This is a genomic window from Micromonospora sp. WMMD1082 (genome assembly GCF_029626175.1).
Taxonomy (GTDB): Bacteria; Actinomycetota; Actinomycetes; order Mycobacteriales; family Micromonosporaceae; genus Micromonospora.
The window spans coordinates 3,940,545-3,954,409 of record NZ_JARUBM010000002.1; the positions used below are offsets into that span (position 1 = coordinate 3,940,545).

Consider the following 13,865-nt stretch of genomic DNA (forward strand, 5'->3'; position numbering starts at 1 on the left):
GCGGCTAGCCGAGGCGGTCGTGATCGTCGAGGACCTCGGCGATCACACGCTGGTTGGCGGCGACCGACTCGGGGTCGGTGCCGAGGTTCTGCTCCAGCACCAGCAGCGCCTTCCACAGCGCCCAGCCCCGGGCCCGCGCCCAGGTGCCCTCGTCCTGGCCGACCGCGTCGCGGAAGGCGTACCGGCTGGCGCCGGCGAACATCGTCCAGGAGATCACCAGGTCGCAGGCCGGGTCACCGACGCCGGAGGTGCCGAAGTCGATAACGGCGCTCAGCTTCCCGTCCGCGACCAGCAGGTTTCCGACGGCGATGTCACCGTGGAACCAGACCGGCTCCCCGCGCCACTCGGCGGTCAGGGCGGCCTCCCACGCGGCGGCGGCCCGGCCCACGTCGACGTGCCCGGCCAGCGCGGCCAGGAAGCGGCGGGTCTCCTCGTCGTAGTGGGCCGGCGGGCTGCCCCGGTGGAAGCTGTGTTCCCCGGCGAGCGGACCGCCCGTGGTATCGCAGCGGTGCAGGGCGCGGAGGAACTCCGCCACCGAGACGGCGAAGTGTGCCAGGTCGTCCACCCGCCCCCGGTCGGCTGTCTCGCCGGGCAGCCAGCCGCGCACCGACCACGGGAAGGGGTAGCCCTCGCCGGGCTCGCCCAGTCCGAGGATCGGCGGTACGGCGACCGGCAGTTCCGGTGCCAGCCGGGGCAGCCACTCGTTCTCCTTCGTCACGGCGGGGACGTAGCCGGGGGCGGTGGGCAGGCGTACGGTCATCCCCTCGCCGAGGCGGTACGTCCGGTTGTCCCACCCGTCGACCTCCACCGGGGTCACCGACAGGTCGCGCCACTGCGGGAACTGCGCCGAGATCAGGCGCTTCACCAGCGCGGCATCGATCCCGGACCGGCCGTCCAGGGGAGCCGGTGGGGCACAGTCCTCGGTGGTCGACGGCATGACGTCCACTCTTTGCCGATGCCGGCCCGGCAGCAAACGGTTTTGGCGGACCTACCCGCTCGTACGAAAGGGTGGTGATCATGAGCCCTCCGGGCCTTGGCCCGCCGCGACCGTGGCCCTAACGTCTCTCAGGTTCACCAATAGCTGATCTTGATTCTTCGGGGGTTCCGTGCGACGAAAGCTGATCGCGCGTGTCATGGTCGCGGTGCTCGGCGCCGCACTGGTCGGGGTCGCATCACCCGGTCCCGCTGCGGCGGTCCCGCCGCCGTACGCGGGGACCAGCACGTTCATCGACCTCAACTGGCCGGCGACGAGCCCGGGCGGGCCGGTGGAGTTCGACGGATGGCTGGCGTTTCTGCCCGGCGGGGTGTCGTCCGCCCAGACACTGCACGTGTCGCGACAGGACGCGCTGGGCCTGCATGCGCTGCCGGACGTGACCACCGATGCCGAGGGTCACTTCGTCCTGTCCGACACGCCGATCCACCACGGCAGCAACATCTACACGTTCCGTTACCCCGGCACGGAGTCGCAGGCGCCCGCCAGCACGTCGGTCACCGTCCTGGTGGACGGCACCACGTCCGAGCTGACCCTGACGGCGCCGTCGACCGGCAAGCGCGCCGCGAAGCTCACCCTCCGCGGGACGTTGACGTTGAGCGGCAAGCCCGTGCCGGCACCGTGGACGCTGCAGGTGGTACGCAAGGACGCTGCCGGTAGCACCAAGCTGCCGGCGGTCACGGCCACCTCGGCCGGCGCGTTCTCCGTCAGCGACACCCCGCCGGTGGGCGGCAACAACACCTACACGGTGACGTTCGTGGGTGACAACTTCGTCACCGGGTCGACCCGGTCGGCCGTCGTGAGCATCGCCCACGATCCCACCACCCTGCGCCTGACCACCAAGGCGGACCCGAAGAAGTGGGCCCCGAAGGTGACGGTGACCGCGTACCTGGGCAAGACCCACACCAACCGGAAGGTCTGCCTGTACGCGAAGTCCCACGGCGAGGGCCAGCGCACCCTCAAGTGCGGCTACGTGAACTCGTCCGGCAACCTGAAGACCACCGACCTGATCTCCACGCGGACCGTCTTCACCGCCAAGTTCACCGGCGACCACCGGCATGCCCCCGCCACGGTCACCTCGGTCGTGAAGCCTCCGGCGAACGTGACGGTGGCATTGATCTCGCCCTCCTACACGAAGTCGGGGAAGTACCGGGTCTTCAAGCGGAAGAGCAACCCGGTGACGAAGAGCTGGGTGTCACCGGAGACCAAGGGCGTCTGCATGTACTACACGGTGCAGAAGTACACGTCGGGCAAGTGGCGCACGGTGTCGACCAGCAAGTGTCACAAGCTGAACTCCGCCAGCCAGGGCAAGTACACCTACAAGGGGAAGCGGACGGTCGGCGTCAACTACCGGGTGCGGGCCAAGTTCGCCGGCAACACCGCGAACAAGGCCACCAACAGCTACTGGGAGTACTTCAGGTTCCGTAACTAGGGGGTCGGCCTGGACCGGGCGGGGCAGCAGGAGTAGGACTTACCTATGCCTGCTGCCCCGCTCGTACGCTCCGTCGTCGGCCTCGCCGAGCGGGACCGACCGCTGCTCACCTATCTCGACCACCGCACCGGTGCGCGGCACGAGCTGACCGCCGCCGGGCTGGGCCAGTGGTCGGCACGGGCCGCCGGCCTGCTGCGCGACGAGTGCGGGCTGGCGCCGGGCAGCCGGGTGGCGGTGCTGCTGCCGCCGCACTGGCGTACCGCCGCGGTGTTGCTCGGTGCCTGGTCGGTGGGGATGGCGGTGTCGTTCCGGCCGCGCGCCACCGCCGGGCTGCCGGTGCTGGAGCCGGGCGGCGACCGGCCGTACGACGCGGTCCTGGTCACCCCGGAGCGGCTCGACGACTGGCTGGAGGACGTGCCGGACGGGCTGCACCGCTACCTCGTCGGCACCGGGCCGGAGCGCACCGGGCCGGAGCCACTGGCCGACGTGCCGGCCGGCTGGCTCGACTGGTCGGTGGAGGTGCTGCGGCACGGCGGCGCCCCGGCCGACCGCCCCATGCTGCACGCGAACGACCCGGCCAGTCCGGACGGCACCAGCTACGCCGAGTGGGGTTCGGTCGCGCAGGCCGTGGCCGAGCAGCTCGACCTGCGGCTCGGTGACCGCCTGCTGGTCGACGTCGCCGAGCACGACCAGCCGCTGAAGTGGCTGCTCGCCCCGCTGGCGGCCGGCGCCTCGGTGCTGCTCTGCGCCAACCTCGACCCGGCCGACCGGGACGCGCTCATCGCCGCCGAACAGGTGACCCGAGTCCTCTGAGACCGACCCGTCCTCCGCCCATCAGTCGATGGTGGGTAGGGGTGGGCCGAGGACGTCGTCGGCGTCGACGATGGTGTACGCGTACCCCTGCTCGGCGAGGAAGCGCTGGCGGTGGGCGGCGTACTCGGTGTCGATGGTGTCCCGGGAGACGACCGTGTAGAAGTGCGCCTGCCGGCCGTCGGCCTTCGGGCGGAGCACCCGGCCCAACCGTTGCGCCTCCTCCTGGCGGGAGCCGAACGTGCCGGAGACCTGGATCGCCACGGCCGCCTCGGGCAGGTCGATGGAGAAGTTGCCGACCTTCGAGATCACGAGCGTGCGGATCTCACCCGAGCGGAACGCGTCGAACAGCCGCTCGCGCTCCTTGTTCGTCGTGGACCCCTGCACGATCGGGGCGTCCAGGTACTCGCCCAGCTGGTGCAGCTGGTCGATGTACGCGCCGATCACCAGCGTCTGCTCGCCCGGGTGCCGGTCGAGCAATGCCCTGACCACCGGCAGCTTGGTGCGGGCGGTGGCCGCCATCCGATAGCGCTCCTCGGCCTCCGCCGTCGCGTACGCCATCCGCTCCGCGTCGGTCAGGGTGACCCTGACCTCGGTGCACTCGGCCGGGGCGATCCAGCCCTGCGACTCGATGTCCTTCCAGGGCGCGTCGTACCGCTTCGGGCCGATCAGGCTGAACACGTCGCCCTCCCGGCCGTCCTCGCGGACCAGGGTGGCGGTCAGCCCGAGTCGGCGGCGCGCCTGGAGGTCCGCGGTGAACCGGAAGATCGGCGCGGGCAGCAGGTGCACCTCGTCGTAGACGACCAGGCCCCAGTCGCGGGCACCGAAGAGGTCCAGGTGGGTGAAGGCGCCACCGCGCCGCGAGGTGAGCACCTGGTACGTGGCGATGGTGACCGGGCGGATCTCCTTGCGCTCGCCGGAGTACTCCCCGATCTCCGCCTCGGTCAGCGACGTGCGGGCGATCAGCTCCCGCTTCCACTGCCGGCCCGCGACCGTGTTGGTGACCAGGATCAGCGTGGTCGCCTTCGCCTCGGCCATCGCCGCGGCGCCCACCAGCGTCTTACCGGCGCCACAGGGCAGCACCACCACGCCCGACCCGCCGGCCCAGAACGCCTCGACCGCCTCCCGCTGGTACGACCGCAGGGTGAACGGGCGGCCGCCCTCCTTGCCGGTCTCGGCCAGCTCGATCGGGTGCGCCTCCCCGTCGACGTATCCGGCCAGGTCCTCCGCCGGCCAGCCGAGCTTGAGCAGGGCCTGCTTGAGCCGGCCCCGCTCGGAGGGGTGCACCGCGATGGTGTCGTCGTCGATCCGGCTGCCGAGCATCCCGGCGAGCTTCTTGCTCTTGGCCACCTCGACCAGCACCACCCGGTCCAGGGCGCGCAGGACCAGGCCGTGCGCCGGGTCGTTGGCGAGCTGGAGCCGCCCGTACCGGTCCATCGTCTCGGCCACGTCCACCAGCAGGGCGTGCGGCACCGGGTAGCGGGAATACTTGATCAGGGCGTCGACCACGGCCTCGGCGTCGTGACCGGCCGCGCGGGCGTTCCACAACCCGAGCGGGGTCAGCCGGTACGTGTGCACGTGCTCGGGCGAGCGCTCCAGCTCGGCGAAGGGCGCGATGGCCATCCGGCAGGCCTGTGCGTCGGGGTGGTCGATCTCCAGCAGCAGTGTCTTGTCCGACTGCACGATAAGGGGTCCACCACTCACGCCGAATCCTCTCCTCCGTACGGCTGATCCGGCCGCCGAGGCAGGCAGCTGACCTGCCTCAGGGCGACCCACCAGTGTTACACGCGCAGGTGGGCGGCGAGAAAGTGCTCACCGCGCGCAACCCCGCCGGTACTCCGGAACGTCTAGCTGTGGGGACGAGTTGTCGAGGGCGACGCGGATGGTGGCGGGGTGAGCCGCCGTGGCGCCCTCGCGGTCGTCACGCCGGTCGGCGCCGGTGCGTACGCGTTCGATCCGCGGTGAGACGGGCCAGGAAGCGGGGGCCCTTCCCGTCATCGCGGAAACCGCCAACGGGGGCGAGCGGCGCGCGCCCGGGCCGCACCGGCGCCCCTCCCATCGTTTCGCGGCCGGCCATCCCCGGGTACGAGCCGGGCGGGACCGGTACGCAATGGTGCTGGTCGACAGCCGTCCGGGGTGACACTCTTGACGTCCAGGGCGGACCGTACGGGGGAGGGCGCATGACCGTCGACCGGAACGTGATCCCCGAGCGCGAGCAGGCCGGGGCGTCCCAACCCGTCACCACGGCCACCGTGGTCGCGTACGCGATCCTCGGTGTCGTTCTCTTCGGCTGGTTCCTCTTCGGCTGGCTCGTGCTCCAACAGGGCTTCATCGACTCGGTCGGCGAGGCCGCCGGGGCCGGGTTCGCGTTGCTGCTGCTCGTGGCGATCGTCGGGTCGGTGCGACGCAGCCGGCGCTGACCGCGTTACTTCTCGATCACCGCTGCGGTGATCCGGTGCAGCGCGAAGGTGTGCAGCATCTCCGTGCGCTCGTCCTCCGCGCGCAGGTAACCCGCACCCAGCGAGACGGGCCGCACCAGCCGGGACGCGGTCGCCCCGTGCGCGTCGACGTATCCGACCCAGACCAGCGCCTTGTCGCGTACCGCCTGCTGCAACACCGCCAGCGCGTCGCGGTGACTGTGCGCGGGGACGGGCCCGTCGGGCGCGGCGCCCCGCACCACCGCCGGTGCCCGTCGGGCCGCCCGCGCCGCCGCGTCACCCCGGCGGATCTGCTCCACCACGCCGAGCAGGCGCGGCAGGGGCAGGCGCGGGGTGGCGAGCGGATCGAGGGCGCGGGTGGCCACCGACACCCGGGCCGGCGCCCGGCGGTGCTTCGGCCGGGTCAGCACCGTCGAGCCGCTGGCGTCCTCGGCCACCGGTGCGTAGCCGGCCTCGCGCAGCACGCTCAGCATCCGGCCGGCCTGGTACGGGGTCACCAACACCGTCGGCGCGAGCCGCCGCAACGCCAGCGCCTCCACCCGCCGGTCGGCCAGCACCTCGGCCAGCAACGCCTCGTCGTCGCTGCGCAGGTACGCCCCGGCGGAGCCGATCCGCAGCCCGCCGTGCTTGCGGGCCACGTCGTCGATCAGGTACGCCAGGCCCTGCGGCACCGGCGTGCGGGACCGGCGCCGGAACAGTTCGTGCAGGTCCTCGGCGGAGTAGCCGGCGTCCAGCGCCCGGCGCACGCTGGCCGTGGTGATCCGGTGCACGCTCGCCCCGCCGGCCGACTCGGGCTCGGCGAGCACCTCCAGTTCGGCGGCGAGCGCCGGCTCCGGTGGCCCGGGTACCACCACGGTCAGGTCGGCCTGGACGAGGAAGTGATCCACCGGGGCGGGCAGCAACGTGTCCAGTGCCCGGACCGCGCTGCCTGCCTCGCCGTCCTCGGCGTCGGCCCGGAGCCCGAGCGGGTCGTCCGCCTCCCGGTCCTCGGTGGCCGTCGCCTCGGCCAGCAGGAGCCGCCCGTACGAGGTGAGCGCCCCCAGCCCGGTCACGCCCAGCGTGGCCGCCTCGGCCAGCACCTCCCGGTGGGCCGTCTCGCGGCCACGGCTGCGCCGCGGCGCCCGCCAGTCGAGCAGCGCCAGCACCTCGTCGGCGCTGGGCGCGGTGGCCGGTTCCAGGTCGGCGAGTACGCCGAGCACCGCCCGCCGGGCGGCCGGCGCCCCGGCCCGCTCCGCCTCCGCAGAGAGCACCGTGATCGGCCGGTCCCGGTCGTCGCGCTGGCCGACCAGACCGACCTGGCGGGTCATGGTCAGCCAGGCGCGGGCCAGCTGCTCCCAACGCTGGGCCAGCGAGCCGGCCCGCCACATCTCGTACCCGGCGGTGGGCAGCACCTGCTGGTCGGCGCCGTACCGGCCGGCGGCACCGGGCAGCTCCATCTCACCGGTCAGTCCGGCCGCGTACGCCACCTCCAGCAGCAGCGCGGCCGTCGACTCGTCCAGCCCGGTGACCCGCGCCAACCGGCGCAGGTCGCGGACGCCGAGACCACCCGAGCGCAGCACCGGCGCGGGCTCGGCGGCCAGCTGCTCCAGCAGCGCCTCGGTGTGGCGTACCACCTCCATGGTCTGCCCGGCCCCGGCGGAGTCGGCGGCCTTCGGCTCGCGCGGCGTGGCCGCCACCGGGGGTGGGCTGGTGTCCAGCGGGCCCAGCGGACCGGTGTCGCGCCGCAGCAGCAGCCCGATCTCCCGGGGCAGCTCCACCATGCCCGAGGTGCCGCCCTTGCCGCCGCTGACCCGCACCAGCAGCCGGTGGTCGACCAGCCAGCGGACCGGGGAGCCGGTCGGTGCCCCGCCATTGGTGTCGTCCGGGGGTAGATCGTCGTCGGCGCCGACCGCCGGAGCCTGCAGCGCGCCGGGGGGCACGCTCCCGACCGGCGGGCCGGCGGCCAGCCGATCCAGGATCGCCCGGGCCGACGGTGGCGCGGCGAGCAGCGTCCGCCGCAGCTTCGCCGGGTCCGCACAGAGCGCGGCCGTGCGCGCGTCCAGCTCCGTCGCCGGCCGGCCGAGCCCCGCCGGGTACGGGGAGATCTCGTCGATGCCACCGACGAGGTGCAGGGCGCTGTCGGGGCCGTACACCAGGAAGCGGGCGCGTAGCCGGTCGATGGCGGCGCGGATGCTGGTCGGCGCGGGCGGGTGAGGGCCGGTGGTGGCCATGGCGAGGACCCCGTCGACCGAGGTGGTGCCGTCGACCGGGTCACGGGTCAACCGGGCCGCGTCCATGATCTGGAGGGTGAACTGGTCCAGCCCGTCCAGCGCGCGCGACACCGAGACGCGGGACTGGGCCCGGATGGCGAGGGCGGCGACGTCGGCGGGGACCGGCACGACGAGGTCCGGCCGCAGCTGGAGAAGGGCGGCGAGGGACTCGTCGGGCAGCGACCGCAGGTGGTCGGCGAGTGAGGTGCTCATCGTCGTTCCACGCTAGCCCGCACCGGCCTGCTTCCGCCCATCGGACGACCGAGCCGGCTCGGGTGGCCGGGTAGCTTTCCAGGATGCCTCCACTGACGGTCGGGTTCGATCTTGACATGACCCTGCTCGACACGCGCCCCGGCATCGCCGCGGCCTTCCGGGCGCTGACCGAGCTGACGGGCGTACCCATCGACGCCGAGGCGGCCGTGTCCCGGCTCGGCCCGCCGCTGCGGGTCGAGATCGCCCGCTGGTTCCCGCCCGAGCAGGTCGAGGAGACGGTCCGGATCTACCGCGAGCTCTACCCGGCGTACGCGATCACGCCGGCGGTGCCGCTGCCCGGAGCTCGGGCGGCCATCGAGGCGGTGCGCGAGCGGGGCGGGCGGGTGCTCGTGGTTACGGCGAAGCACGGCCGGCTGGCCCGGCTGCACCTGGACCACCTGGGACTGGTGGTGGACGAGGTGGCCGGTGACCTGTTTGCCGAGGAGAAGGCGACGGGTCTGCGGGCCCACGGCGCGACCCACTATGTGGGAGATCACGTGGCGGACATGGTGGCCGCCGGTGCGGCCGGGGTGCCCGGCATCGCGGTGGCCACCGGCCCGTGTTCGGCCGACGAACTGCGGGCCGCCGGAGCGGCGACGGTACTCGCGGATCTCACCGGATTCCCGGCGGCGCTCGACGGCATGATCCGGCTAGCCTTGAGGCAGTAGACGGCGACAGTCTCTCAAGCGAAGCAGGGGTTCTCAGGTGCCTACGGGTCGAGTGAAGTGGTACGACGCGACCAAGGGATACGGGTTCGTCACCAGTGACGAGGGTGGCGACGTGTTCCTGCCGAAGGGCGCGCTACCGGCGGGTGTCACCGATCTCAAGGGCGGCCAGCGGGTCGACTTCAGCGTGGTGGACAGTCGGCGGGGTGCGCAGGCGATGGGGGTGAAGCTCCTGGACGCGCCGCCGTCCGTGGCGGAGCTGCGCCGGCGACCGGCCGAGGAGTTGCACGGCCTGGTCGAAGACATGATCAAGGTGCTGGAGGCGAAGGTCCAGCCGGACCTGCGCCGGGGTCGCTTCCCGGATCGCAAGACCGCGCAGAAGATCGCTCAGCTGGTCCACGCGGTCGCCCGCGAGCTGGAGGTCTGAGGCACGAGCCCGGCGTCGGTGGCCCGGCCGAGCAGTGCCTCGACGGCAGCGAGCCCCGCACCGCCGAGGTCGGCGGTGAACTCGTTGACGTAGAGAGCGATGTGCCGGTCCACCACGTCGGGCTCCATCTCCTGGGCGTGCGCCAGCACGTACGCCCGACTGGCCGCCGGATCGGCCCAGGCCCGCCGGACGGAGTCCCGGATCCAGCCGGCGGCCTCCTGCGGGTCGACCACGCCACGGCGGGCCAGGATGGCGCCGAGCGGGATCGGCAGGCCGGTGTCGGATTCCCACCACTCGCCCAGGTCCACCACGGCGGTGAGGCCGTGCCGTGGGTAGGTGAACCGGGCCTCGTGGATCACCAGCCCGGCGTCGTACCGACCGGCGGCGACACCCGGCATGATCTCGTGGAACGGCACCACCTCGATGCGCCGCGGCGTCCGGCCGGCCGCCCAGAGCCGGAACAGCAGGTAGGCCGTGGTCCGGTCGCCGGGCACCGCCACGGTGGCGCCGGTGAGGTCGGCGCGCTCCGGGCCGCCGCCGCGGTCGGCCCGGGTGAGCACCAGCGGGCCGCATCCCCGGCCCAGGGCACCCCCGCAGGGCAGCAGATGGTAGTCCTCCAGCAGCCACGGCAGCGCCGCGTAACTCACCTTCACCAGGTCGAACGCGCCGCGTTCGGCGGCGGTGTTGGTGACGTCGACGTCGGCGTACGTCACCTCGACCGGCGGCGCGCCGGGCACCTGCCCGTGCACCAGGGCGTGGAAGACGAACGTGTCGTTGGGGCAGGGCGAGATCGCCAGCGAGAGCGCCACGCCCCCCACCGTAACCCCGCCGCCCGCCCCGCTCCCGCTCCACCCGCGCCACGTCCGCTCCCGCCCCACGCCGACCGAACGGCTTGGCGGGTGGTGGTCGGCGTGCCCGCGCGATCGTGTGTCGGGGTGTGGTGCGCGCGCCCTGTCGAGCTGAGGGCGTAGACGGATCGGTGAGGTGGCGACTGTTTTTGGAGAATGCGGATGCTGGGAGCGGGGCGTTCGGCGCGTGGGCCCGCTTGTCCTGCCTGTCGGCTGTCGGCGCCGCTGTGGCAACCGGGGGAGCCGGCTGCGATAGCGCAGACGGTTCAGCTCGACAGGGACCAAACCAGTGCAGTGACTCGGCGGAGAGACCAGACCACCGGGCCCTGTTACCAGGCAGGCAGCCGCCGGTGGGCAGGCCGGGTGGGGCAGTCCGGGTAGGGCCGTCCGGGTAGGGCCGGTAGGGCAGCCGCGGGTCGAGCGGGCATTCGATGGGCCGCATGTTGTCCACAGGGTTATCCACAGGTTTGCGGTCGGGGTTGAGCGGCCTTCGAGGGTGTTGGGAGCATCGGTGGATGGCGGATCGCGCGGGTGGGTTGCTTGAGCTGGGGCCGATGCTGCGGGCGTTGCGACGGCAGGCCGACCTGAGCCAGCGTGAGCTGCCAAGCGGTCTGGTGTGCCGCAGTCAACCGTGGCGCGTATCGAGTCGGGCCGGTCCGCCGATCCCCAGTTTCAGACGGTGCAGCGGCTGGTCCGGGCGGCGGGCGGGGCGCTGCGGGTAGCTGCTCCCGACGAAGCAGCTGTACCAGACAAGGGGGTCCTGACCGTCGATGCCGCCCCCGACGACGTCCGTCGCGACGGGGCCGGTCGTCGCTACCCGGCGCACCTGGACGTGCGGGAGGTGCGGACACTGAAGGACTGGCCGGGGGCCTGGTGGGCGCACTCGTACTCGCTGCCGCCCGATCGGTGGCCGCTGCTGGTCCCCGAGGTGACCTACGACCTCGACCGTGGCCGCCGGGACGAGCGGCGACTGCGGGCGTGCCTCCGCGACGCGGTGCGGATCCGTCGCGTCACGGACGGCGTGCCGGACGGGTGCTGGCGGCTGCTGGCCGAGCTACCGGACGGCGATGCGGTCGGCGACGTGGTCGGCGAGCTACGTGCCCATGAGCGCAGCCTTGATCTGCTGCTCGGCGAGGATCTGGGCGATCGGCGCGAGGTGGTGCTCGACGGTGTGCTGGTCGCGCCCGGCCTCCGGCTGCTGGGCATCGGGCGGCGGTTGATGGCCCGGCTTGCTGAGGAGACCCGCCGGGCCGGCCTGAGCACGGTCTGTGCCACGGCCGAGTTCGGCGGCATCGACTTCCTGCTGGCCGGCGGCTACACGATTGAATGGAGTCGGCCGTACGCCCTGCGGCTCGACCAGCAGCGACCGGGCGCGGGCGCCCGGGTGCCGGGCGACTCCGGCGGGACGGCGGGCGTCAGCGGAGGGCGGCGGCGGCTGCGGTGAGCGCGGTGAGGGCGTCACGCATGCGCCAGGCGTCGCGGTCGCGGGGGCCGATCGGGTTCGAGACGGTACGCAGCTCGGCGAAGGGTACGCCGGCGTGGCCGGCGGCGACGGCAACGCCGTACCCCTCCATCGCCTCGGCCACCGCGTCCGGGTGGCGCCGGCCCAGCGCCTCGGTGCTGGCGGCGGTGCCGGTCACGGTGTTGACAGTCAGCACCGATCCCACGGTGGCGGCCGGCAGCGCCGCGCGCAGGGTGGCCAGCAGCCCGGGGTCGGCGTCGATGGTCGTTCCACCGCCGAGCAGCTCGGGCGGCATGCCCAGTTCGTCGAGCGGGATGAAGCCGTCGGGCGACTCCGCGCCCAGGTCGGCGGCGACGGCCCGGGTGCCGAGCACGGTGCCGCCGACCGCCACCCGGCCGGCGAAACCGCCGGCCACGCCGGCGCTGACCACCCCGCGATACGGCCGGCCGGCGGCCTCGGCGAGCGCCAGCAACCGGGCCGTCGCCGCGCCCGCGACGGCCGGACCCACGCCCACCGGTACCACCGCCACGGTCGGGTCGGCGAGGCCGGCCTGGATCGCCTCCGCCTCCGCGGGAACCGCGGTCACCACGAGCAGACCGGTCACGTGATCGAACCCGGTGAGCTGCGCCGCGTCTCGTCGTCGCCGCCACCGGAACCGGTGACCGCCGACGACGGGCGGTAGATGTGGAAACCCGGCGGTGCGAGTCCGGGCTCCTCCGGCGTCGAGCCGCTCTGGAAGGGCGCGGGGGAGGTGGGGGCGGCCTCGGCGGCTTCGGCGGTGTCGACGGCCGCCCGGTCCCGGGCGGCCTGCTCGTCGGCGACCCGCTCGTCGGCCGTCCGCTCGTCGGCCGTCCGCTCCTCGGTGGCCAGTTCGTCATCGGTCAGCGGTCGTCCGCGTAGCTTCTCGGCCCGCAGCCGCCGGGCCATCACCAGGCCGCGGGCGGCGGCCAGCGCGCCGACACCGGCGGCGACGGCGATGCCGATCCGGCCGTTGAAAGGTACGAGCCCCAGCCCGCCACCGGCCACGAAGGCGAGCATCAGCACCGTCTCGGAGTGGGCGAAGGAACTCGCCCGCAGCCGTTCCGGGATGCGTTCCTGGATGGAGGCGTCGACGGCGAGCTTGGCGATGCCGCTCATCATGGCCGCGACCACGCAGAGCAGGGCGACCATCGGCAGGGAGAAGTTCAGCACGGTGAGCACGGCCACCCCGGCGACGATGACCATGCCGCTGGACTGGAGGGCGGCCGGCCGGTGGATGTGCAGCCGGGTGCCGATCGCGGTGGCCAGGAAGGTGCCGACGGCCAGCGCCCCGCCGATCAGGCCGAGTGCCGCCTCGTCCCTGAGATCACGCCCGAACGCCACCGTGGTCAGGTCGCCGGCCTTGATGGTGAACGCCAGGAACAGCAGCAGGAAGCCGTAGACCGCGCGCAGTGTGGCCGCGCCGATCAGGGTCGAGATGACCAGCCTCCCGGCGGGCCGGCCCCGGCCCAGCGGGCGTTCGCCCGTGCCGCGTCGCAGCGCCCGGAGCAGGCGGGGGACGCGCTCCGGCGGTTCGGAGTCGGCCTTCGGTGGCAGCCGGAGGGAGATCACCATGCCGATCAGGAAGATCACCGAAGCCACCCGTAGCGGCCACTGCGGCCCGAACCAGAATGCGGCCAGGCCGATCGGGGCGACCAGCGCCCCGGCGACGGTGCCGTAGACGCTGGCCCGGGCGCCGACCTGGGACAGGCCGAGCCCCTCCGGCAGCAGCCGGGGCACCGCCGCGGAGCGGGCCACTCCGTACGCCCGGGAGAGCGCCAGCACGCCGAAGGCCGCCGGATAGAGCCCGAAGCCGTGGATGTAGTCGGAGATCAGCCAGGCCAGGAACGCCCGGCCCAGCATGGTCGTGGCCAGGGCGTACCGGCGGCCGTGCCGGAAGTGGTCGAGCAGCGGCCCGACCACCGGGGCGAGCATGGCGAACGGCACCATGGTCACCAGCAGGTAGATCGCCACCTTGCTGCGTGCCTCGCCGAGCGGCACGTTGAAGAAGATCGTCCCGGCCAGGCCGATGGCGATCAGCGTGTCCCCGGCACAGGAGACCGCGTGCAGGTCGAACAGGCGGACCATGCCGGTCTCACCGCCGGCGCCCCTGGTCCGGGCGCGGGCGGCACTGCGGGTCACCCAGCGACCGCTGCTGAGTGAACCGCGCAGCAGCAGCCGGACGGCACGGATGCCGGTGCCGACGGTCCGCCCGAGGAGGGACCGCTCGGAGCGGGAGAACAGCGGCATGGCACCCATCCTGACCCATCGGC

Annotated in this window: 12 protein-coding genes; 6 read left to right on the top strand and 6 right to left on the bottom strand. The window is 73.3% G+C overall.

Annotated features, from left to right (window positions below; all coding sequences use genetic code 11):
• Nucleotides 1-4: 4 nt before the first annotated feature.
• The gene (locus O7615_RS18080; RefSeq protein WP_278178868.1) at nucleotides 5-937 is read right to left on the bottom strand and encodes an aminoglycoside phosphotransferase family protein; all 933 of its coding nucleotides are present in this window, start codon (nucleotides 935-937) and stop codon (nucleotides 5-7) included.
• Between the two features lie 169 nt (nucleotides 938-1,106).
• Here O7615_RS18080 and O7615_RS18085 point away from each other — a divergent pair, with 169 nt between their 5' ends.
• Complete coding sequence (locus O7615_RS18085; protein ID WP_278178869.1) at nucleotides 1,107-2,423, top strand: hypothetical protein; 1,317 nt, start codon at nucleotides 1,107-1,109, stop codon at nucleotides 2,421-2,423.
• Between the two features lie 45 nt (nucleotides 2,424-2,468).
• Entirely contained in the window at nucleotides 2,469-3,236 is a 768-nt protein-coding gene (locus O7615_RS18090) for a TIGR03089 family protein (protein WP_278178870.1), read from the top strand.
• Nucleotides 3,237-3,257: 21 nt separating this feature from the next.
• Here O7615_RS18090 and O7615_RS18095 read toward each other — a convergent pair whose 3' ends face one another.
• Entirely contained in the window at nucleotides 3,258-4,937 is a 1,680-nt protein-coding gene (locus tag O7615_RS18095) for a DNA repair helicase XPB (protein WP_278178871.1), read from the bottom strand.
• 476 nt (nucleotides 4,938-5,413) lie between these two features.
• On the opposite strand from O7615_RS18095, the gene O7615_RS18100 reads away from it, so the two are divergent.
• Nucleotides 5,414-5,653 (top strand): hypothetical protein, encoded by a 240-nt coding sequence (locus O7615_RS18100; protein WP_278178872.1) that lies wholly within the window; start codon nucleotides 5,414-5,416, stop codon nucleotides 5,651-5,653.
• A gap of 5 nt (nucleotides 5,654-5,658) precedes the next feature.
• On the opposite strand, the gene O7615_RS18105 is transcribed toward O7615_RS18100, so the two are convergent.
• Nucleotides 5,659-8,133 (bottom strand): helicase-associated domain-containing protein, encoded by a 2,475-nt coding sequence (locus tag O7615_RS18105; protein WP_278178873.1) that lies wholly within the window; start codon nucleotides 8,131-8,133, stop codon nucleotides 5,659-5,661.
• Nucleotides 8,134-8,216: 83 nt separating this feature from the next.
• Here O7615_RS18105 and O7615_RS18110 point away from each other — a divergent pair, with 83 nt between their 5' ends.
• Together O7615_RS18110 and O7615_RS18115 are read left to right on the top strand one after the other, a co-directional pair.
• A complete protein-coding gene (locus O7615_RS18110; RefSeq protein ID WP_278178874.1) occupies nucleotides 8,217-8,840 on the top strand; it encodes an HAD family hydrolase in 624 nt (207 codons plus the stop codon).
• Between the two features lie 37 nt (nucleotides 8,841-8,877).
• A complete protein-coding gene (locus O7615_RS18115; protein WP_278178876.1) occupies nucleotides 8,878-9,264 on the top strand; it encodes a cold shock domain-containing protein in 387 nt (128 codons plus the stop codon).
• Here the strand turns inward: O7615_RS18115 and O7615_RS18120 are convergent.
• Complete coding sequence (locus O7615_RS18120) at nucleotides 9,225-10,073, bottom strand: 1,4-dihydroxy-6-naphthoate synthase (protein ID WP_278178877.1); 849 nt, start codon at nucleotides 10,071-10,073, stop codon at nucleotides 9,225-9,227. The two genes, O7615_RS18115 and O7615_RS18120, sit on opposite strands and share 40 nt — an antisense overlap.
• Before the next feature lie 670 nt (nucleotides 10,074-10,743).
• Here O7615_RS18120 and O7615_RS18125 point away from each other — a divergent pair.
• Nucleotides 10,744-11,556 carry a GNAT family N-acetyltransferase gene (locus O7615_RS18125; RefSeq protein ID WP_278178878.1) on the top strand — a complete coding sequence of 271 codons (813 nt, stop codon included), beginning with the start codon at nucleotides 10,744-10,746 and terminating at the stop codon, nucleotides 11,554-11,556.
• Here the strand turns inward: O7615_RS18125 and O7615_RS18130 are convergent.
• Complete coding sequence (locus O7615_RS18130) at nucleotides 11,528-12,178, bottom strand: futalosine hydrolase (RefSeq protein ID WP_278178879.1); 651 nt, start codon at nucleotides 12,176-12,178, stop codon at nucleotides 11,528-11,530. The two genes, O7615_RS18125 and O7615_RS18130, sit on opposite strands and share 29 nt — an antisense overlap.
• A complete protein-coding gene (locus O7615_RS18135; RefSeq protein WP_278178880.1) occupies nucleotides 12,175-13,842 on the bottom strand; it encodes an MFS transporter in 1,668 nt (555 codons plus the stop codon). The genes O7615_RS18130 and O7615_RS18135 overlap by 4 nt, the downstream gene beginning before the upstream one ends.
• Nucleotides 13,843-13,865: the final 23 nt, after the last annotated feature.

Bases quoted from the DNA above. Each gene is read 5' to 3' on its own strand.
- O7615_RS18080 (WP_278178868.1), bottom strand. From the start codon at position 937: ATGCCGTCGACCACCGAGGACTGTGCCCCACCGGCTCCCCTGGACGGC.
- O7615_RS18090 (WP_278178870.1), top strand. From the start codon at position 2,469: ATGCCTGCTGCCCCGCTCGTACGCTCCGTCGTCGGCCTCGCCGAGCGG.
- O7615_RS18100 (WP_278178872.1), top strand. From the start codon at position 5,414: ATGACCGTCGACCGGAACGTGATCCCCGAGCGCGAGCAGGCCGGGGCG.
- O7615_RS18105 (WP_278178873.1), bottom strand. From the start codon at position 8,133: ATGAGCACCTCACTCGCCGACCACCTGCGGTCGCTGCCCGACGAGTCC.
- O7615_RS18110 (WP_278178874.1), top strand. From the start codon at position 8,217: ATGCCTCCACTGACGGTCGGGTTCGATCTTGACATGACCCTGCTCGAC.
- O7615_RS18135 (WP_278178880.1), bottom strand. From the start codon at position 13,842: ATGCCGCTGTTCTCCCGCTCCGAGCGGTCCCTCCTCGGGCGGACCGTC.